The organism is Chryseobacterium tagetis (assembly GCF_016735585.2).
Taxonomy (GTDB): domain Bacteria; phylum Bacteroidota; class Bacteroidia; order Flavobacteriales; family Weeksellaceae; genus Chryseobacterium; species Chryseobacterium tagetis.
Map to the genome: position 1 here is coordinate 89,927 of NZ_JAERSE020000004.1, position 18,946 is coordinate 108,872.

Consider the following 18,946-nt stretch of genomic DNA (forward strand, 5'->3'; position numbering starts at 1 on the left):
CAGTTTCTGTTTAGGGTAATTTTACTTTAGAAATTTAAACAGGACATTATGAAACTTACACATTTTTTATTGATCGGATTTTTTACACTGGCAAGTTTTGCGAATGCACAGGAAGTAAAGAAAAATGCCATTGAAGTAACCGGAGTTGCAGAAATGGAAGTGGAACCGGATGAGATCATCTTCAGCATCGGAATAAAAGGCGATAACAAGAATGATCTTGCCACAAACGAAAAAAAGCTGTTTGAAATCCTAAAAAGCAGCGGAGTAAAAAACGAAGACATCAAGTTCAAATCGATGTATCAGAATATGTACTTTAAAAAGACTTTTACGAAAAGTTTTCAGTTTAAAGTGAACAAAGCGACCGACATGGGCAATTTGTTTGAAAATCTTAATCAAAAGTGGGTAAGCAACATCAGTATTGCTGAAATTAAAAACACAAAGATCGCCGATTTCAGAAAAACAGTAAAGATCAATGCGTTAAAAGCTGCTAAAGAAAAAGCAGATTATCTCTTGGAAAGCATCAACAAAAAAACAGGAGCTCCTCTTGAAATCGTAGAAATTGAAGATTACACAAGTGACACTGTAATTCCTGCTGCTTATAAAGCTGCAAGGGTAAGCAATATACAACTGGAAGCTGCAGATACAGGAATCGATTATTCTTTCGAAAATATCGATAATATCAAGCTGAAATACAGCATCAAAACAAAATACGAAATCCTTTAAAACACAAAATCATGATACCTATTAAAACGTTAGCATTAACCATTGGGACAGCTGCTTTTCTAAATGCACAGACCTCGCCTGTAAAAGGGTGTGAAAAGCCTTCACAACGTACCATTGTTCAGAACAATCAAGGTTCGGCAACAGTAAGTAAAGAGAATAAAATTCAGGTTGCTTTGCTTTTGGATACGTCAAACAGTATGGATGGATTAATCGACCAGGCAAAATCCAGATTATGGAATATTGTAAATACTCTGACTACCCTAAAGTACAACGGAAAAGCTCCACAAGTTGAAATTGCTTTGTACGAATACGGAAATGATGGGCTTCAGGATGAAAATTATATCCGACAAGTTGCGCCGCTTACTCAGGATCTTGATTTAATTTCCGAAAAGCTGTTTGCTTTAAGAACCAATGGCGGAAGTGAATATTGCGGAGCCGTCATTCGTGATGCTGCCACGAACCTGAACTGGGACGGAAACGAAAAAAGCATGAAACTGATCTATATTGCCGGAAATGAGCCTTTCGATCAGGGAAAGATTAATTATAAAGAGGTGATCTCAAGCGCAAAAAGAAAGAATATTTATACGAATACGATTTTCTGTGGTGACAGAAATGAAGGTATACAGACTTTCTGGCAAAACGGAGCTTCACTCGGAGACGGAAAATATTTCAATATCGACAGCGACAGAAAGGTCATTTATATTGAAACACCCTATGATATAAGGATTTCAGAATGCAATACAAAGCTGAACGATACGTACATCTATTACGGAAGTCATGGCTCTGAATATAAGGTAAAGCAAGCTGCACAGGACAGAAATGCAGAAGCCCAGTCTGTTTCCAATGCTGTGGAAAGAACGGTTGCCAAATCTAAGAAAAATGCCTATAAAAACGATCATTGGGATCTGGTAGACCGCGCCGAAAAGGATGCTAATTTCATGTCATCGGTAAAAGAAGAGGAACTTCCGAAAGAGCTGAAAGGCAAAAGCAAGGAAGAAATCACAAAAGCCGTTGCTGCAAAGTCTGCCGAACGTGAAAAAATTCAGAGAGAAATTGAAGAACTGTCTAAGAAACGTCAGACTTTCATTGATGAAGAGATGAAAAAAAGAGGAAGCTCAGATGCTGATGATCTTGGAAAAGCCATAGAAAAGTCGGTTCTTGAACTGGCCAAGAAAAACGGATATAGTTTATAATGTTAGAGATCCTGTGAAGATTTGCCGAATCTGCAGGTTTTAAAGTTTCGGCGGCGGCTTTGCCGCCGCCGAAACCTATCTTTTAAATTGAAAATATTTCGAAAGCGGATGTTTTTTACCTTTCAGAAACAAAGAAGCCATCTCCATTCCTATTACAGAAAAGGTAATTCCGTTGCCTCCAAAACCGAGAACGAAATAGGAATTTTTAAACTTTTCATGCGTTCCTATATACGGAAGTCCGTCTTTCGTTTCTCCAAAAGTTCCTGCCCAGACAAAATCGGTATAAAACTGGTAATCGAGTTTTATTTTTTTTAAGGTTCTGAGAATTTCTTTTTCTTTTTTATTCAAAAGGGCATCCCGTTTTTTTGCATCATAAAAATCTTCATCACCTCCACCAATCAGCAATCTGTCATCATCTGTGGTGCGCATGTACATATAAGGATCATCCGTATTCCAAACCAGCATATTTCCTATATTTTTAAACTTTTCAGCTGTAACTTCAGAAACAATCGCATAAGTACTTTTCAGATTAACAAAATTTTCTCTGATCATATTTTTGCTTTCATAGCCAATACAATAGATTATTTTTTTTGCTTTAATCTTAAACCCTGAATCTACCGTGGCCATATTGAAACCTTTATGGTATTCCAATCTTATCATTTCTGTTTTATCATAGATCTTCAGTCCTTTTCGTGTATTGACTTCGAATAATTCATGAGCAAATTTAAAGGCATCAATACTTGCGCCCTGTTTAGATAAAATCCCGCCATGTGTATTTTCAAAACCAAATCTTTTTACAATCTCATCAGTTTCCAGCCATTTTACTTTGAAACCTGCATTTTTCCTGGCTTCAAATTCTTTTTTTAACCAGTTTACATCTTTCTTTTTTGAAGCAAAGTACAGAGATTCCTTTCTTTTAAATCCGGCATCAGATTTAATTTCTTTGGTTAACTTTTCAATCCTGTCAATCGCATCAGAACAGGCTTTATAGCTTTCCACCGCTCCCTTTTCTCCTATTTGTTCAATCAATTCATAAAGAGGAATATCAATTTCATATTGCAGCATTGAAGTCGTTGCTGAGGTGCTTCCGTTGCACAGTTCCCGTTTATCAATAAGAATTGTTTTATAACCATCTTTTATCATTTGATGGGCAATTAAACTTCCCGTAATTCCTCCTCCGATAATTAAAACTTCACATTCTTCATCTGATTTCAATGAAGGATATGATTGTATAAGTCCGTTTTTTAAAAGCCAGAAAGGTTCGTTTGATTTCAGATCCACAAGATTATTTTTTCTTTATAGTATCAACAATCAAGCCTTTTTATTTTTATTAAAATTAAATAATGGTTTAATTTTTGTTGTTGAAATCCCACATCAAATCACTAAAAAATAACAATATGATAACGATTATCCCAGAAGCTCCGGAGAATGTTGCAGCATTCAATGCAACAGGAGAAGTAACGAAAGAAGATTTTGAAAACCTTGTGTTTCCTGTAGTAAAAGCTAAAGTAGAGCATTTTCATGAGTTGAATTATTTACTCTATTTAGATACAGATATTGATAATTTTACGGTAGGAGCCTGGTTTGAGGATATGCTTTTAGGATTAAAAAATTTAATTAATTGGAACAGAGTTGCGATTGTAACAGACGAAAAGGGAGTCCAAAATTTCACGGATATTTTCAGTGTTCTGATGCCGGGAGAATTTAAATCTTTTTCAAAAGAAAATCTTTACAATGCTTTATACTGGTGCAAAAATGGCAATGAAGTAGAAGCATAATCTGCTATAAAAAAGAGAAGCAAAATCTGCTTCTCTTTTTTTTATTTATCACATGATACACATTCCACTTCAAGATCATCTTCGTCCTGCTGTTGTGAACCATATAGGTATTTATATCTCAAGGCAATGACTAGCCCAATGAAGGTCATTCCCACTCCTACCAATGAAGGATAATTAAATGACAACCCTTTTTCTAAAGGAATCCCTCCCAAGAAAGCTCCCATTGCATTTGCTATATTAAAAGCTGCCTGCATAAACGCTGCCGCCATCATTTCACTTTTAGGGGCTGCTTTCATCATCATGATATTGATCGGTGCTGAAACCGACATGGATAAAGCTCCGCAAACAAATGTTAAGATTAATGCTGTGGTTTGGTTGTTTGAAAAGAAAAATACTCCCGCCAAAGCACACATCATTAAAAATATCAATAGTATACAGGTTTTTTCAGGACTCATTCTGTCAGAAATATATCCTCCAACAAGATTTCCAACCACCATTCCGCCTCCTGCAAGAACCATAACATAAGCCATCTGACTTTCTTTAATTCCTGCTACAATCGTCATTAAAGGTGTAATATAACTGAACCATGTGAATAATCCACCAAAACCTATTGCTGTGATCAGCAGAACCAGCCATGACTGTCTGCTTCTAAGAAATTTCAGTTCTTCCAAAAAGTGACTGTCTTCTTTTCTTTCCAGAACCGGAAGCCAGAGTTTTAGAGAGATTAGCGTTAATAATCCAATGACGGCAACGATCGCAAAGTACCATCTCCAATGGAAAGTATGGCCGATATAAGTAACCAGCGGAACCATTGCAAGATTGGCAACTGTAAGGCCAGTAAACATTAAAGAAATATAGAAGGCTTCTTTTCCTTTTCCTGCCATTCTCGCTGCTACAACTGTTCCTACACCAAAAAATGCTCCATGCGGCAATCCGGACAGGAATCTGATAATCAGCATCGTTGTATAATCGGGTGCAATTGCGGATAAAGCATTGAATAAAGTAAAGATCACCATCAATGCAATCAACACTTTTTTAGGAGGAAATTTTACAGAATACCCAATTAAAATAGGTGCTCCGATAACAACTCCCATTGCATAAGCAGAAATTAAGTGTCCTGCTTCAGGAATGGTAATCTGAAGTGATTTCGCAATATCAGGAAGCAGACCCATTACCGTAAACTCCGTAGTCCCGATTCCTAAACCTCCTATTGCAAGCGGCAAAATTCTTTTATCCAATCCCATATATCTAAACCTTTTTTGAATTTTTTTTGAATGAACCGATGACAACAACCGATTCTAATTTGAAAATGCAAAAATCGACAGAAAATATGGTTTTCACCTCCACTCTGATGATATTAATTTGCTCCACATTAACCTTTTTATTTAATTTTATAGTCTTAAATAATCAAATCAGGACAAAATGAAAATTCAGAAAGAAATCATAGAATTTGAAAAAGAGAAGTCTTTTAAGCTTTTTTCTCCGTCTCTTAAAAACTGTTTCTTCTGGCATTATCATCCTGAAATAGAGCTTGTTTACGTAGAAGCCTCAAAGGGAATCCGTCACGTTGGAAAAGATATTTCCAGCTTTGTAGACAGTGATCTGCTGTTAATAGGCTCCAATGTTCCCCATCTTAACTTTGATTATGGAATTCAGACCGAATGCAAACAGCTTGTTTTACAGATGAGAGAAAACTTTCTCCATGATCTCATTCTTAGCGTTCCTGAATTTGACACGATCAAAAAACTATTGGAACGATCTCATCTTGGTCTTTCTTTTTCAGGAAAAACCAAACAAACTGTTGTTGAGAAGCTTCACAACATTAAGGATAAAAATACTTTCGAATCTTTAATAGGTCTGATGGAAATTTTACAGATTCTTGCCCATTCTACCGAAGTAAAGGAACTGAATAACGAAGACACCCGAATCAAGTGGTTTCTGAATGATAAAATCAGAATGGGGACAATTTACAGTTACATTCATGAAAATTATGATAAAAAGCCCAATGTAAATGAGATCGCACAAACTGTAAGTTTAAGTACGCCCGCTTTTTGCCGCTATTTTAAAAAACAAACGAATATGACCTTTACAGATTTTGTTAATAATTACAGAATCAATCAGGCACAAATATTTTTATTAAAAGATGAGTCTGTGACCGAAGTGTGTTTTCATGTAGGATTTGAAAGTCTTTCCTATTTCAATAAATTATTCAAACATCATACGGGAAAAACGCCTTCAGAATTTAAGAAAAATCATCTGAGTAATATTGTTGAGTCGATATAAGCGTCATTCCGACAAAGGATGAATATTAATATCTTTTTATAGATTCTTCATTACGCTTTGCTACATTCAGAATGACAAGCGTCCTCATTGTTAAGTCGTCACTATGCCAATAAAAAATCGCTTCATTTCTGAAGCGATTGTATTTTTAATGAATATGTTTTTCTGCGTGGTAAGAACTTCTTACTAAAGGTGAACTTTCAACGTGTCTGAAACCTAAGCTTCTTGCGAAATCTCCAAACTCATCAAATTCTTCCGGAGTAATGAATTTTTTTACAGGAAGATGTTTCTTTGTCGGCTGTAAATATTGTCCTAAAGTAATGACATCTACATTCGCATTTCTGATGTCTTCAATCGTCTGAAAAACCTCATCTCTGGTTTCACCTAAACCAAGCATTACACCGGTTTTTGTTCTTCTCTGACCTGCTTCTTTCAGATATCTCAGTACTTCAAGGCTTCTTTCATATTTTGCCTGAATTCTCACTTCTCTTGTCAGACGTTTTACCGTTTCCATATTGTGAGAAATCACTTCAGGAGCAACTTCTACCATTCTGTCAAGGTGTTTTGTAATCCCCTGGAAATCCGGAATCAATGTTTCCATTGTGGTTCCCGGAGAAATTCTTCTTACTGCATTTACAGTTTCTCCCCAAAGAATAGAACCCATGTCTTTCAAATCATCACGGTCAACAGAAGTTAAAACCGCATGTTTGATTTTCATTAATTTGATTGAACGTGCTACTTTTTCAGGCTCATCCCAATTTACATCCATAGGTTTTCCGGTTTTTACCCCGCAAAATCCGCAGCTTCTTGTACAGATATTTCCTAAGATCATGAAAGTTGCTGTTCCTTCTCCCCAACATTCACCCATATTCGGGCAGCTTCCACTCTGGCAAATCGTATTTAATTTATATTTATCAACCAAGGTTCTCAATTCTCTGTAATTCTTTCCGGTAGGAAGTTTTACGCGAATCCATTTTGGTTTTTGAACGGTAGTATCTTGAACTAAATTTTCCATTTATTTCTCAAATTGAGGTTCAAAGTTAGTGATTTTTTTATCGAAACAATCAAAGACAGACATTGATGAAACAGATAATTTTGTAATTTTAAAACTCAAAATATTTTATGAAGACGACATTCTGCATTCTATCCTTGGTTTTCGGTACATTTTGTTTTGCACAAAAAGAATTTCAACCCAAAGGTTCTACAATCATGGAAACCGTTGACGGTGATCTGGACGGTGACAACATTCCTGAGAAAGTTATTATTTACAATACTAAAGACAGCACCGATTACGGAACCATCCGTGAAATTCAGATTCTGAAAAAAGTAAACGGAAAATGGACGGTTTTAGAAAAATCAAGAAATGCTGTTCTGAAAAGCGGCGAAGGCGGAATGATGGGCGATCCTTATCAGGATACTCAGATTCAAAAAGGGATTTTACTGATTACACAAGCCGGAGGAAGCAGCTGGAAATGGGGATACACTGATAAATACAGGTTTCAGAACGGACATTTTGAACTGATCGGTCATTCATCAAGCAGCGGAAAACCGGAAGAATACTGGACCGATGTTGATTTTAATCTTTCAACAGGGCAAATCAATTTTGATAAGGAAGTTGAAAATACGAAGGAATATGGAAGTTCTAAAAAAGAAGTCTTTATTAAAAAAGGAATAAAATTAAATCTTCAAAACAGAAATGAGAAGGAAAGGATAGAAATTGAGCTTCCCAAAACCAAAGAGAAAGTTTATTTATAATTAAAAGTAAGATTTCCATTTCCCCTTGTCATTCCGTAGGAATCTAAGCCTTTTATAATATTAAAACACAACACAAATGATAGAATTTTCAGAGGGAATTTATAGATTCTATGTTTATATTCTCACAAACAAAAGAAAAACTGTTTTTTATACAGGTGTGACCGGAAATCTGCATCAACGTTTAGATCAACATACAACCAAACAAAATTCAAGTAGCTTTACAGCAAGATATAATGTAGAGTTTTATGAAAGATTCGGATGGATTCAACAAGCAATTGAAAGAGAAAAAGAAATTAAAAACCTTTCAAGAAATAAAAAATTAGAGTTGATAAGACTTGTAAATCCTAATTTAGATTTTTGGAATTATTTATTTAAAGATATAGTGTGAAAGTAACAGCTTAGATTCCTACGGAATGACAATCAGAATGGATAAATAACATATTGATTGTATTCTTACAATTAATTATCCTCAAACTCATTGTTTTTCAGCAATTCTGCCAAGACTTTTTTCGCCCGCATGACACGAACTTTGGTATTGGCAACAGAAATCCCCAATTCTTCGGCAATTTCTTTAATGCTTTTTTCTTCAAAAAATCTCAATCGGATAATATCCTGATAATTGGCATCTAAAGATTCGATTGCTTTAATGATTTTCTTTTGTTCTTCATCAGAGATCATCAATTCTTCTGGAGATTTTGCATACTGGTTTTTTACTTCATCAAGATTCTCTGTAGGATCCTGATTTTCTCTTGATTTTTTTCTCCAAAAATCGATGATTGTATTTTGAGCAATCGTCAACACCCAAGTTTTAAACTGAAAATGAGGATCGTACATATCCAGTTTAGACAGAACCTTTGAGAAAACATTCACCGTAATTTCATCTGCATCATTTTCATCCATTACCTTTTTCATCACAAAAGAAAAAGTATCAACCCAGAAGATATTGATAAGCTTGGTCTGAGCTTTCTGGTCTTTTTCTTTAGCTTTAGCAATAAGCAGGAATAATTGTTCGTCGTTCATTACTAACAAATATAACTGATTTGTTTCATATCCGCAAAAATGTAGGTTTATCTGTTTCAGATTGATTATTACCCTAAAATTCTCAAGGATTGTACATTTTATGTTCAGCACGTATTCCTTTCCTATTGAATTTCTTATCTTTGCACATTAAATTTTAAAGCAGAAAATAATGAACTCTTTTATTGAAGAACTGAAATGGCGCGGGCTTTTTGCCGACATGATGCCCGGAACGGATGAGCAACTGGATAAGGAAATGACAACAGCCTATATCGGTTTTGATCCTACCGCAGATTCTTTACATATCGGAAGTCTTATTCAGATCAAAATTTTGGCTCATTTTCAACAGCACGGTCATAAGCCGATTGCGTTGGTTGGTGGTGCTACAGGAATGATTGGTGACCCTTCAGGAAAGTCTGCCGAAAGAAATCTTTTAGATGAAGCTACCCTTCTTCATTATGTTGATTGCCTGAAAAACCAACTTTCAAGATTTTTAAATTTTGACGGAAATGAAACCAATAAAGCAGAATTGGTCAACAACTACGACTGGATGAAAAATATTTCTTTCCTTGATTTTGCAAAAAATGTAGGAAAAAATATTACCGTAAATTATATGATGGCGAAAGATTCTGTGAAGAAAAGATTTTCGGGAGAATCCGGTGCAGATGGGATGAGCTTTACAGAATTTACCTACCAATTGATTCAAGGGTATGACTTTTTACATTTATACCAGAATAATAATGTAAAGCTTCAGATGGGAGGTTCTGACCAGTGGGGAAATATCACAACCGGTACAGAACTTATCCGCAGAAAAGCTCAGGGAGAAGCATTTGCTTTGACTGTTCCTCTGATTACGAAAGCGGATGGTACTAAATTCGGAAAATCTGAAAGCGGAGAAAATTATTGGCTAGATCAAAAGAAAACTTCCCCTTACAAATTCTACCAGTTTTGGGTCAATTCAAGAGATGATGATGCGGAAAGATTCATTAAATTCTATACTTTTTTAGCGAAAGAGGAAATTGAAGCTTTAATTGAGGAACATAAAATATCTCCAAATGAAAGAAAACTGCAGAAAAAATTAGCTGAGGAAGTAACAGTTTGGGTTCACGGAAGAGAAGAATATGAAAAAGCATTGAAGGCTTCTGAAATTCTTTTTGGACGTTCAACTGCTGAAGATTTGGCAAATCTTGATGAAGAGCTTTTTCTTGAAGTTTTTGATGGAGTTTCTCAAAAAGAAGTGGCAAAAAATGATGTTTTAGGAGTAAATATTGTTGACTTACTTTCTGAAAAATCAGGTTTTTTAAAATCTAAAAGTGAAGCGACAAGAGAATTGAAAGGAAATTCAATTTCTGTAAATAAACAAAAGGTAAATGAAGTGTATACTGCTAATGAAAGTGATTTAATTGACGGAAAATTTCTTCTTTTACAAAAAGGAAAGAAAAGCTACTTCATTGTAAAAGTGATTTAATCTTTACTAAAGATATATACAAAAAGCGGCGAGATAAATCTCGCCGCTTTTTTTCATCACAAAATTAATCCTGCATTTTTTAGAATGTATAGGAAGCTGAAGCCGATAAAACCTGGCCGCTAGACGTTCCTTCTTTTTTAAGTTCTCCGTCTACCCAGATTTGAACTTTTAAGGTAGATGAGGCATTTGCTCCTGTTGCTCCCACGGCGATATTAGCACCATAAGCACCTGCATCAGAAGTAACTTCCGGGCTTGTCCAAGTGGTTCCGCTAAGGCTTGATGCCGTTGTAGGATTTCCATCAATTCCGTAAACAGCAACATCGATATCACTTCCTGAGGAAGCTATGGCTTTGAAAACAACTTTATGAGATTTTCCGGCTCCGGGAATATTGTCGTCATCATCATTTTTACAAGATGCGACGAATCCGATCAACATGGTTGCCATTAATGCTACAAAAGTTCCTCTCAAGACATGTACGATTTTCATTTTTTTCATAAGTTTTTTTGTTAAATTTTTCTACTTTAATTAAATATTCTATGATTAGTGATTTGGTACCTGCAAAGCTATCAGTAGATGCCTAACCTATCAATCCTAAAAAACAAGTATTTTTTTATACCTAAAACAAGGTATTTTTTATGCTGTTTTTTTTAGGTAAATTGGGCGTTTTATAAAATCACCGTTCTAAACAACCGAATCAACAACTCATGAACAGACTACTTATTTTATTAAGTATATTAATATCTTTTACGTTACAAGCTCAACAAATTATCCCACTCAATGAAAAGCCTTATTTAGATAGTTTAAAAAATGTAGTTCATACAAAAACAAATGCCCAGTCTATCGCAGAATCCGCTTTTCTTTTATCCAATTATTACCGGAATACAGATTCTTCTCTCAGCAGAAAATATCTGGAACAGGGAAAAAAACTGGCTCAAAAGAATCCTTATCTTCTTGCTAAATATTTTTATTTTGAAGGCCAGTACAATCTGGATCATAATAAAGAAAAAGCAGCCCTTTTTTATCAGCTTTCTATTAAAGAATTATCTAAATTTAAAACTGAAGAATCGGCTTTTTTACAGGCTCTTGCATGGTACAGCTACGGAGTGACTCAAAAAAACAAAGAAGGATATCCGTTTTTACTGAAGATCATCCTTGAAAAAAGTATTCCTTTGGTTGAAAAGTATGAAAATAACAAAAGTCTCGGTTTTTTATACACGCAACTCGCCATTATCCTTACTTATAATGCAGAGTTTGAAAAAGCAGGAAACTATAATAAAAAAGCTTTAGCCATCTTAGAAAAGTCATATCCGAATTCTTCTGAGCTGTTTTATACGTATTTGAATTCCGCCAGCAATTTCTGTTATCAGGCCAAAGGTGATGAAGCCAAAAAATTCCTCGATAAAGCCGAAAAACTGATACAACCCTACCCTGAATCTTCTGCCAATGCTTTTTATTATTATGGAAAAACGCTTTACCTGATTACCAAGCAAAGAAATGAAGAAGCACTTCCTGTTATTCAGAAAGGTATTTTTTATTCAGTGAAATTCGGGCAGAATTTACTGGCACAAATGTTTTACTTCAACAAGTATGATATTTTAAAAAAACTGAAAAGGTATGATGAAGCCAAAAAAACTCTTGAAGATATCCTTGCAGAGCAATCTTTAGCCTCAGATCTTAACAACAGAAAAATGATCTACAAACAGCTTTCACTGCTTAGTCAGGAAATGGGAGATGCTAAGAAAGCTTTGCTGTGGGAACAAAAATATTCTAAACTGAATGACAGCCTGAATTCTGAAAGTGTAAAATTAGAGATCAATAAGATTGAAGCAAAATTCAATACTGCCGAAAAAGAGAGAAAAATCGCGACTCTGAATGCCGAAAAAAAACAAAGGGAACTGGAAGTAAATAAGAAAAACTCCTATTTAATAGGACTCAGTCTCGTCCTGTCATTATTGATTATCTTTTTTATTTTCTTCTTTATCATCTACAGAAAAAACAAAAAAATATCTGAGCAAAAGGAAATCAATCTTCAGCAAAAAATCACTGATATAAAACAAAAAGAAGAACTCAGTCTCACCAAAGCCATTCTTGAAGGTGAAGAAAGGGAAAGAGAGCGTGTTGCCAGAGATCTTCATGATGGTTTAGGCGGAATGCTTGCCGGAGTAAAAATTAATTTTTCAACATGGTCTTCCAACCACCTTGACCCTGAAAAAGATAAAGAGTTTTACAGAATCCTGTCACAGTTGGATAATTCTGTTGGCGAGCTTCGCCACGTTGCCAGAAACCTGATGCCTGAATCCTTACTTAATTTCGGACTGGAAACTGCTTTAAATGATCTTTGTGATTTTTACATCAGAAAAGATCTTGATATAGATTTTCAACCGATCAATATTGAAAAAAAGCTGCCACTTAATATCCAGCTTAATATTTACAGAATTGTACAGGAACTCTTAGCCAATGCGGTAAAGCATTCCGGTGCCAATAATATTTTGCTCCAATGTTCTCAGTCCGAAGAAAATTTCTTCATTACCATTGAAGACAACGGAAACGGATTTGCAAAAAACAGTACAGAAAAAACAAAAAGTCTCGGACTTCTAAATCTGAAAAACAGAGTAGATTACCTGAAAGGAAAAATGGAAATAAGCTCTGACAGTGAAGGAACTACCATAAACATTGAACTTAATACGCATGCAGACTGAAAAAATAAACATCGTCATTGTAGACGACCACCCTATTGTGATTGAAGGCCTAAAAATGATGCTGAGCAATCAGTCGTATTTTCATATTCTTCAAAGTTTCACAACAGGCTCGGAAATCATTGACTTTATAAAGACCCATCCTATAGATATTATTCTTCTGGACATCACTTTGCCCGACTGTAACGGAATTGAACTTTGTAATGAGATCAAGAAAACAGTTCCGGACACTTCAGTAATTATGTTCAGTAACAGATCTGAAAGGAGTATTATCATGCAGTGTATTCAAAACGGAGCCAGTGGATATTTATTAAAAAACACGTCTATTGATGAACTCATAGAATGTCTAAGAGGTGTACTCTCCGGAAATATCGTTTTCTGTAATGAGACGAAACAAATTATAAGTAAACTTTCACATACGGAAATAACCGTTCCAAGATTAACGAAAAGGGAAAAGGAAATTTTAAAATTGGTTGCGGAAGGAAAAACCAGTGCTTTGATTGCTGATGAATTGTTTTTAAGCCCATTAACCGTAGATACGCACAGGAAAAACTTACTTCAAAAGTTTCAGGCAAAGAATTCTACAGAGCTTATCAGTCTGGCCATTCAGCACAATATGATCGGTAACTAAAAACCCACCTTAATAAGGTGGGTTTTTAAAGATATATAAAAGTATTTTTTATAATTCAAGGAAACTGTGAGCTACAGCAGCACTTTTAGTTCCATTACCTGTTACAGTAGCCGTTTCAGCAACTTCTCCATCTATCCAGATGGTAACAGTAAGCTTAGAATCAGGGTTAGGAAGTTCTGCATTAGCTGCTAAATTCAATTGTGACTGGCTAGAATTCACGAAAAATTCTCCACTTGCCCAAGTCAGTCCTTCAGTATCAAACTGAGTCTGTTGGTTAGTACCTACCTGAGTAACAATTGTTTTAAAAATATGAATAGGAGCGGTTGGAGGAGTCGTTCCGCCAGGAACTATTTTTGCTTCAAATTGAACAACATGATCTACATATCCATCATCGTCGTCTTTTTTACAAGAATTAACCACTACAATTACTGAAAATAACACAGCAAATAAATAAGAAAGTCTAAGTAAATTTTTTGATTTGTAAAATTGCTTCATTTCTCCAAATAAATTTTTATGTTTCAAATATAGGCTTTTTATCAATATAAAAATAACTTTTATGAAAATTTTCCAATAAAGATTTACAAAAAATATCAAATCATTAAAACCCTCCCAACAAGATTATAGGGCTTTTATAAAATTATAAAAAATCACCTGGAAACCGATTCACTTATATAATCATGATTTCCAATTCAATCCATTTGATTAATTATTTATCTTTGTCTTTATGAATTTAGATTACATTGTAAGAGAACCCGAAAATATAACTTCCAGTACTCCAATCCTTTTTATGCTGCACGGATACGGAAGTAATGAACAAGACCTTTTCAGCTTTAGAGAAACGCTTCCGAAAGACTGGATTATTGTAAGTTTCAGAGCTCCTAAAGCCACCCAGTTTGAAGGCTTTTCCTGGTATGATATCGACTTTAATAACCCGGAAAACTTCATTGATGTTTCACAAGCTGAAGAATCTTTACAATCGGTTTTAGAAAATATTTTAAAGATTGTCAATCATTATGGGCTTGTTGATGGCAAAACCCATCTTTGCGGTTTCAGCCAGGGAGGTATTTTATGTTATTCTTTAGCGTTAAGATATCCTGAAATGTTCAATTATGTCGCTTGCTTAAGTAGCTATCCAGAGGAAAAAATACTGGGAAATATTGTAAAAGATAAAAAGAAGCTGGAAAAATTACGCTTTTTTGTTTCCCACGGAACAGACGATGCTGTGATTCCTTTAGAATGGGGACGAAAAGCTGCAGACCTTCTGTATGATCTGAGTTGTTACTTTACATTCAGAGAATATATGAGCGGACATGGCGTCAATCAGAAAAACTATATGGATCTGATGGACTTCTTCTCAAAGTAAATTAAGAAAACCTCAACAATATCCTACCTTAAATAAACTATTGATAAGCATTCTCAGATTTGAGAATGTTTTTTATTGATGATAAGGATAAATTCACTAAATTCATTATATGAAATTCTATTATTCTACATTAATTATTTTATTCAGCATCATACTAAATGCTCAAAATTCATTTGAAATACAGAATGCTAAAAAAACTGTAATTCCTTTTAAATTGATCAACAATCTGATTTTTATTCCGGTAAATGTAAATGGAGCAAATCTAACATTTCTTTTAGATACTGGAGTTGCAGAAACCTCTATTTTTAGCCTTGAAAATAAAGACTTAAAACTTCCTAATCTTGAAAAAATTAAATTTTCAGGTTTAGGAGGTAATGCAAGCATAGACGGTTTTCGCTCCGATAATAATATTATCAGAATAGGAAAGAATTATACAAGCACTACATCAACACTTTTTATTATTACCAATCAAGATTTTAATATTTCATCTCATATAGGAATTCCTGTTAACGGAATTATTGGTTATCACTTTTTTAAAAATCATCTCGTTCTCATAGACTATTTAGCAAAAAAAATTATTATTTATAATGATGAAAATCTATTTAAGAAAAAAATAAAAAATTTCGAAGGAGTTGATATTACCGTTGAAAAAAACAAACCTTACATCTTAGCTAATGTAGAAATGACCAACGAAAAGAAAGATTCTAAATTACTAATAGATCTTGGAAACAGTGATGCGATTTGGCTATTCCCTACGCTTATCAAAAATTTTGTGTATAACAGACCTAATATCGATGATTTCTTAGGGAGAGGGTTTAATGGAGATATTTATGGAAAACGAAGCAGAATCCATAATTTATACTTAGGGAATTTCAGGTTTGAAAAACCACTAACAGCGATGCCTGACGAGTATTCTATTCAACATATAAGTTTGATAGAGAATAGAAAAGGATCAATAGGAGGAGACATTATGAGACGTTTTACTATCGCTTTTGATTATTCAAATCAGAAGCTCTACTTAAGAAAAAACAGAAATTTTAATGATCCATTTCATTTCAATATGAGCGGTCTTGATTTCAGGCAAGATGGTTTGGAATGGTCTAAAGATGAAGTAAGCCTCATGACACAGAATAAAAACAATCAAAATAGCGGAGCTACCGAATTGATTATGAGCAATCTCCAATATAATTTTGTGTTAAAACCTATTTTCGCTATTGCAGGGGTAAGAAAAGATTCTCCTGCTGATAAAGCCGGCCTTAAAAAAGACGACAAGTTGATCAGTATAAACGGCAAAAAAACAGTGGATATGACGATGGAAAAAATAATGGAAATGATGAAGTCTGAAGAAGGAAAAACAATCAATATGCAGATCCAAAGAAATAATAAAGAAATGATTTTAAGCTTTGACTTAGAAGATCCAATCCCATATCAAGAATAATATGAATACAGAAGAAACCACTTTAGACAAAATACGGAGCAGACCCAGATTTAAAATGTTTGCTCATCTCAGCAAAGAAGAGTATGCTCAGAATCTGAAAAAATACCTCGCAGAACACAAAGATGAATTTGCGGGAAATATTAATAATGAAGTGGCGACGATCTACGTAGAAACCAAATATGACAATTACTGGAAACCAAGATTATCTTTAAGAATAGAAATTGAAGACGAAAAAACTGCAATACGGGGTATTTTCGGACCCAGTTCTGCAGTTTGGACTTTCTTTATGTTTTTATATTTTTCTTTCTCCATTCTCTGGATGACTTTCTTCACCATGCATTATGTAGAAAACCAAATCAAAAGCCATGAATTCCCTTGGGCTCTGAATGCTTCTTTCGCCATGTTATTCTGCATCGGCCTCACTTATGCTGCTGCAAGATTTGGGCAACATAAAGGCAAAAAAGAAATGCAAAAGCTAAGAAGATTTGCAGAAGAATCTACTTTACAATTTGAAAGAAAAGAATAATTAAGGCACTTCTGTCTTAGGATTTGCCGGCATTTGTTCCAGAACAGCTTTTGCAGCTTTAATAGAATCTACGACAACTTGTCTGTTATCCTGTTCTTTTACTATTTTTTCAATATTAGGTTCTATCATTTTAGTCATTTCTTCTACAGAAACGCTATTCGCATTTGGATCATCTAATAATTTTCTCCAAGGCTTTCTTCCTCCCCATTTGTAATCTCCATATACCAATACTGCCGTACCTTTTGCTTTGGTCGTTGCACCACCCGGATTTAAAACCCACGTATCTGCATAAGAATACAGCCATTGTGCATCTTTCATTAATAATCTTAAACATGAATGTGATGCAGGATAACCGGGAAGATCATACTGATGCCATCCAATTCCGTCCAGATTGAATATATTAAAATTATAAGGTAACTTCCATTCACTGCTTACGGTGGAAATTGCCAATTTCTTTTTCCAGTTGGCAAATGTAAGACCTCTCTTCGTCTGTGCAGCTTTTTTTCCCATACTTGTTGGTCCCCATTTTACCAGACTTCCGTTTGAGTATACTCCATACGCCTGAATCGGATAAGAAAAAACAACGAATTTTTTCACCGGACTCAAGACATCCAGTTGCATAGGGAATGGTGCATATTCCATCAACGTTGTATCTATTTTAGCAGGAACAACCAAGGTATCTGCATTCCATTTATTTTTTGAATCCAATCTGTTTAAAGCGAAAATGGCGTATCGTTCTTTCTCCGTATATTTTTTATTAAAAACAGAAAACAAAGAGTCTTTCAGCTTTTTATCTTTAGGGAAAATAAAAGCGTTATAAAAGCCATCTTCCTGCATTGCGGGCGGCAAAGATTCTTTTTGAACCACGGGCTCTTTCTTTACAGAATCCTGTTCTGCTTCCGGAGCTTCCACAATAGAATCTGCAGTTCCTTGAATCGTATCGCTTACTTTTTCGACTTCTTTTTTACATGAAACCAAAAGCACTGCAAATACAATTGTGTATAAAAATGATTTTTTCAAAGTTGTGTTTTTTTTCATAAATAAAAGTTCTCCATTTAGTTGGTCTATCCACTACAAATATCAGACCTAAAATTTACTGTTCCTATTCAAATACAATTAAATAATTGATATTGTCATTCAACGCATCGCAATTTGAATATTGTTCGTTATTCTGTTAAAAATACAAAACATTCATTCATAATTAATCAGTTTTAAATAATTTTTTTCACAGCAGATAAATTCTAAAAAAGCAGCAAAACAATTTTACTGCTTTTTTATAAAATCCGGACAAGACTTATACTTGTTCCTTATTTTTGCATAGAATTAAATGAATACACATTTTTAAACAATATGAGCAATACATTTTCTGGCAACGATCAAATTGGAACGGTTTCTTCTTTTTCTGAACTTGTAAAAACCAGTTTTCAAGGTGTAATGAATGCTCTTTGCTGGGAAAGAGAGTTGGTTGGGGATTTTAAAGAGATTGTCTCTAAACTTTCATTAAAGGAAAATATTACAGAAGTTTCTGTTGAGGATCTTTTAGCATTACATCTCTCAAAAAACGGGGATAATGCAAGAAAGGTCATTTTGAACGATATGCAGCTCTTAACAGATTTTAGTGCATCTCCTTCTCTTAATTTACTTAAAAAATATGAAAGGGATGAGGAATTCAGCTTTATTTCAACAGATGTTTATTCTTATCATGTAGACCGATCTCCTATTGGAACAGATACTTTTTTGTGCACTTATCACGGCGCTGCAAGTGACATCTTACCCAATGATCAGGCTGTTCAAAAAATATTGGTTCCTAAAATTAGAGAAAAACTTAAGGAACTGCACAACGGTCAGGACGATGAGTTTGAGGCTTTTTTAAAGGAGTATTTTTTTGACCTTCATTATCAGCCTAAACCAGATGCTCAGCCAACAAATTTAGGAACAGGTCATCTCTGGAGATTAGCAGTAGATCATCCTGAACAGCAGGTTTTACCATGTGTACATCGCGCTCCTGTAGAAAATGACGGGGAATATCGACTGCTTTTGATTTGTTGATTATATTTATTGCTCAGAATTGATAGTA

General features: G+C 34.6%; 20 protein-coding genes. 13 read left to right on the forward strand and 7 right to left on the reverse strand.

What is annotated here, in order from left to right; translation table 11 throughout:
- The first annotated feature begins 48 nt into the window (after positions 1-48).
- Together JI747_RS14295 and JI747_RS14300 are read left to right on the forward strand one after the other, a co-directional pair.
- A complete protein-coding gene (locus JI747_RS14295) occupies positions 49-723 on the forward strand; it encodes an SIMPL domain-containing protein (RefSeq protein WP_225689578.1) in 675 nt (224 codons plus the stop codon).
- Positions 724-734: 11 nt separating this feature from the next.
- Entirely contained in the window at positions 735-1,916 is a 1,182-nt protein-coding gene (locus JI747_RS14300; RefSeq protein ID WP_225689579.1) for a vWA domain-containing protein, read from the forward strand.
- A gap of 75 nt (positions 1,917-1,991) precedes the next feature.
- Here the strand turns inward: JI747_RS14300 and JI747_RS14305 are convergent, their stop codons facing one another.
- Positions 1,992-3,197 carry an NAD(P)/FAD-dependent oxidoreductase gene (locus JI747_RS14305; RefSeq protein WP_225689580.1) on the reverse strand — a complete coding sequence of 402 codons (1,206 nt, stop codon included), beginning with the start codon at positions 3,195-3,197 and terminating at the stop codon, positions 1,992-1,994.
- Between the two features lie 116 nt (positions 3,198-3,313).
- Between JI747_RS14305 and JI747_RS14310 the strand changes: the two genes are divergently transcribed.
- On the forward strand, positions 3,314-3,694 hold the full coding sequence (locus tag JI747_RS14310; RefSeq protein ID WP_225689581.1) for a SpoIIAA family protein: 381 nt from the start codon (positions 3,314-3,316) through the stop codon (positions 3,692-3,694).
- 41 nt (positions 3,695-3,735) lie between these two features.
- Here JI747_RS14310 and JI747_RS14315 read toward each other — a convergent pair whose 3' ends face one another.
- The gene (locus JI747_RS14315) at positions 3,736-4,938 is read right to left on the reverse strand and encodes an MFS transporter (protein WP_225689582.1); all 1,203 of its coding nucleotides are present in this window, start codon (positions 4,936-4,938) and stop codon (positions 3,736-3,738) included.
- A gap of 178 nt (positions 4,939-5,116) precedes the next feature.
- Between JI747_RS14315 and JI747_RS14320 the strand changes: the two genes are divergently transcribed.
- A complete protein-coding gene (locus JI747_RS14320; RefSeq protein WP_225689583.1) occupies positions 5,117-5,977 on the forward strand; it encodes an AraC family transcriptional regulator in 861 nt (286 codons plus the stop codon).
- Positions 5,978-6,122: 145 nt separating this feature from the next.
- On the opposite strand, the gene lipA is transcribed toward JI747_RS14320, so the two are convergent.
- Positions 6,123-6,989 (reverse strand): lipoyl synthase, encoded by an 867-nt coding sequence (gene lipA, locus JI747_RS14325; protein WP_039373030.1) that lies wholly within the window; start codon positions 6,987-6,989, stop codon positions 6,123-6,125.
- Between the two features lie 107 nt (positions 6,990-7,096).
- On the opposite strand from lipA, the gene JI747_RS14330 reads away from it, so the two are divergent.
- Both JI747_RS14330 and JI747_RS14335 read left to right on the forward strand, forming a co-directional pair.
- A complete protein-coding gene (locus JI747_RS14330; RefSeq protein WP_225689584.1) occupies positions 7,097-7,729 on the forward strand; it encodes a hypothetical protein in 633 nt (210 codons plus the stop codon).
- Between the two features lie 76 nt (positions 7,730-7,805).
- Positions 7,806-8,117, forward strand: a complete 312-nt coding sequence (locus JI747_RS14335; RefSeq protein ID WP_225689585.1) for a GIY-YIG nuclease family protein — start codon at positions 7,806-7,808, stop codon at positions 8,115-8,117.
- 71 nt (positions 8,118-8,188) lie between these two features.
- Here the strand turns inward: JI747_RS14335 and JI747_RS14340 are convergent, their stop codons facing one another.
- Entirely contained in the window at positions 8,189-8,749 is a 561-nt protein-coding gene (locus JI747_RS14340) for an RNA polymerase sigma factor (protein WP_225689586.1), read from the reverse strand.
- A 169-nt stretch (positions 8,750-8,918) separates the two neighbouring features.
- Here JI747_RS14340 and tyrS point away from each other — a divergent pair, with 169 nt between their 5' ends.
- Complete coding sequence (gene tyrS / locus JI747_RS14345; protein WP_225689587.1) at positions 8,919-10,214, forward strand: tyrosine--tRNA ligase; 1,296 nt, start codon at positions 8,919-8,921, stop codon at positions 10,212-10,214.
- Positions 10,215-10,293: 79 nt separating this feature from the next.
- Here tyrS and JI747_RS14350 read toward each other — a convergent pair whose 3' ends face one another.
- On the reverse strand, positions 10,294-10,710 hold the full coding sequence (locus JI747_RS14350) for a hypothetical protein (protein WP_225689588.1): 417 nt from the start codon (positions 10,708-10,710) through the stop codon (positions 10,294-10,296).
- A gap of 209 nt (positions 10,711-10,919) precedes the next feature.
- Here JI747_RS14350 and JI747_RS14355 point away from each other — a divergent pair, with 209 nt between their 5' ends.
- Positions 10,920-12,914: a tetratricopeptide repeat-containing sensor histidine kinase gene (locus JI747_RS14355; protein ID WP_225689589.1), complete on the forward strand. Its 1,995-nt coding sequence runs from the start codon at positions 10,920-10,922 to the stop codon at positions 12,912-12,914.
- Positions 12,904-13,542 carry a response regulator transcription factor gene (locus tag JI747_RS14360; RefSeq protein ID WP_225689590.1) on the forward strand — a complete coding sequence of 213 codons (639 nt, stop codon included), beginning with the start codon at positions 12,904-12,906 and terminating at the stop codon, positions 13,540-13,542. The genes JI747_RS14355 and JI747_RS14360 overlap by 11 nt, the downstream gene beginning before the upstream one ends.
- A 48-nt stretch (positions 13,543-13,590) precedes the next feature.
- On the opposite strand, the gene JI747_RS14365 is transcribed toward JI747_RS14360, so the two are convergent.
- The gene (locus JI747_RS14365) at positions 13,591-14,064 is read right to left on the reverse strand and encodes a hypothetical protein (protein WP_225689591.1); all 474 of its coding nucleotides are present in this window, start codon (positions 14,062-14,064) and stop codon (positions 13,591-13,593) included.
- A 202-nt stretch (positions 14,065-14,266) separates the two neighbouring features.
- On the opposite strand from JI747_RS14365, the gene JI747_RS14370 reads away from it, so the two are divergent.
- The 3 genes from JI747_RS14370 (at position 14,267) to JI747_RS14380 (ending at position 16,869) form a co-directional block, all read left to right on the forward strand.
- Positions 14,267-14,905, forward strand: coding sequence for an alpha/beta hydrolase (locus JI747_RS14370; RefSeq protein WP_225689592.1), 639 nt, complete (start codon positions 14,267-14,269; stop codon positions 14,903-14,905).
- 109 nt (positions 14,906-15,014) lie between these two features.
- The gene (locus JI747_RS14375) at positions 15,015-16,343 is read left to right on the forward strand and encodes a PDZ domain-containing protein (protein WP_225689593.1); all 1,329 of its coding nucleotides are present in this window, start codon (positions 15,015-15,017) and stop codon (positions 16,341-16,343) included.
- A gap of 1 nt (position 16,344) precedes the next feature.
- Positions 16,345-16,869, forward strand: coding sequence for a hypothetical protein (locus tag JI747_RS14380; protein WP_225689594.1), 525 nt, complete (start codon positions 16,345-16,347; stop codon positions 16,867-16,869).
- On the opposite strand, the gene JI747_RS14385 is transcribed toward JI747_RS14380, so the two are convergent.
- Positions 16,870-17,907 carry a L,D-transpeptidase gene (locus JI747_RS14385; RefSeq protein ID WP_225689595.1) on the reverse strand — a complete coding sequence of 346 codons (1,038 nt, stop codon included), beginning with the start codon at positions 17,905-17,907 and terminating at the stop codon, positions 16,870-16,872. It lies immediately after the preceding gene.
- Between the two features lie 312 nt (positions 17,908-18,219).
- Here JI747_RS14385 and JI747_RS14390 point away from each other — a divergent pair, with 312 nt between their 5' ends.
- A complete protein-coding gene (locus tag JI747_RS14390) occupies positions 18,220-18,918 on the forward strand; it encodes a DUF1826 domain-containing protein (RefSeq protein ID WP_225689596.1) in 699 nt (232 codons plus the stop codon).
- The last annotated feature ends 28 nt before the right edge of the window (positions 18,919-18,946 follow it).

Coding starts and splice junctions, on each gene's coding strand:
- JI747_RS14355 (WP_225689589.1), top strand. CDS start 10,920: ATGAACAGACTACTTATTTTATTAAGTATATTAATATCTTTTACGTTA.
- JI747_RS14385 (WP_225689595.1), bottom strand. CDS start 17,907: ATGAAAAAAAACACAACTTTGAAAAAATCATTTTTATACACAATTGTA.
- JI747_RS14330 (WP_225689584.1), top strand. CDS start 7,097: ATGAAGACGACATTCTGCATTCTATCCTTGGTTTTCGGTACATTTTGT.
- tyrS (WP_225689587.1), top strand. CDS start 8,919: ATGAACTCTTTTATTGAAGAACTGAAATGGCGCGGGCTTTTTGCCGAC.
- JI747_RS14335 (WP_225689585.1), top strand. CDS start 7,806: ATGATAGAATTTTCAGAGGGAATTTATAGATTCTATGTTTATATTCTC.
- JI747_RS14315 (WP_225689582.1), bottom strand. CDS start 4,938: ATGGGATTGGATAAAAGAATTTTGCCGCTTGCAATAGGAGGTTTAGGA.
- JI747_RS14295 (WP_225689578.1), top strand. CDS start 49: ATGAAACTTACACATTTTTTATTGATCGGATTTTTTACACTGGCAAGT.
- JI747_RS14360 (WP_225689590.1), top strand. CDS start 12,904: ATGCAGACTGAAAAAATAAACATCGTCATTGTAGACGACCACCCTATT.
- JI747_RS14375 (WP_225689593.1), top strand. CDS start 15,015: ATGAAATTCTATTATTCTACATTAATTATTTTATTCAGCATCATACTA.
- JI747_RS14310 (WP_225689581.1), top strand. CDS start 3,314: ATGATAACGATTATCCCAGAAGCTCCGGAGAATGTTGCAGCATTCAAT.
- JI747_RS14300 (WP_225689579.1), top strand. CDS start 735: ATGATACCTATTAAAACGTTAGCATTAACCATTGGGACAGCTGCTTTT.
- JI747_RS14370 (WP_225689592.1), top strand. CDS start 14,267: ATGAATTTAGATTACATTGTAAGAGAACCCGAAAATATAACTTCCAGT.
- JI747_RS14390 (WP_225689596.1), top strand. CDS start 18,220: ATGAGCAATACATTTTCTGGCAACGATCAAATTGGAACGGTTTCTTCT.
- JI747_RS14380 (WP_225689594.1), top strand. CDS start 16,345: ATGAATACAGAAGAAACCACTTTAGACAAAATACGGAGCAGACCCAGA.
- lipA (WP_039373030.1), bottom strand. CDS start 6,989: ATGGAAAATTTAGTTCAAGATACTACCGTTCAAAAACCAAAATGGATT.
- JI747_RS14320 (WP_225689583.1), top strand. CDS start 5,117: ATGAAAATTCAGAAAGAAATCATAGAATTTGAAAAAGAGAAGTCTTTT.
- JI747_RS14350 (WP_225689588.1), bottom strand. CDS start 10,710: ATGAAAAAAATGAAAATCGTACATGTCTTGAGAGGAACTTTTGTAGCA.
- JI747_RS14340 (WP_225689586.1), bottom strand. CDS start 8,749: ATGAACGACGAACAATTATTCCTGCTTATTGCTAAAGCTAAAGAAAAA.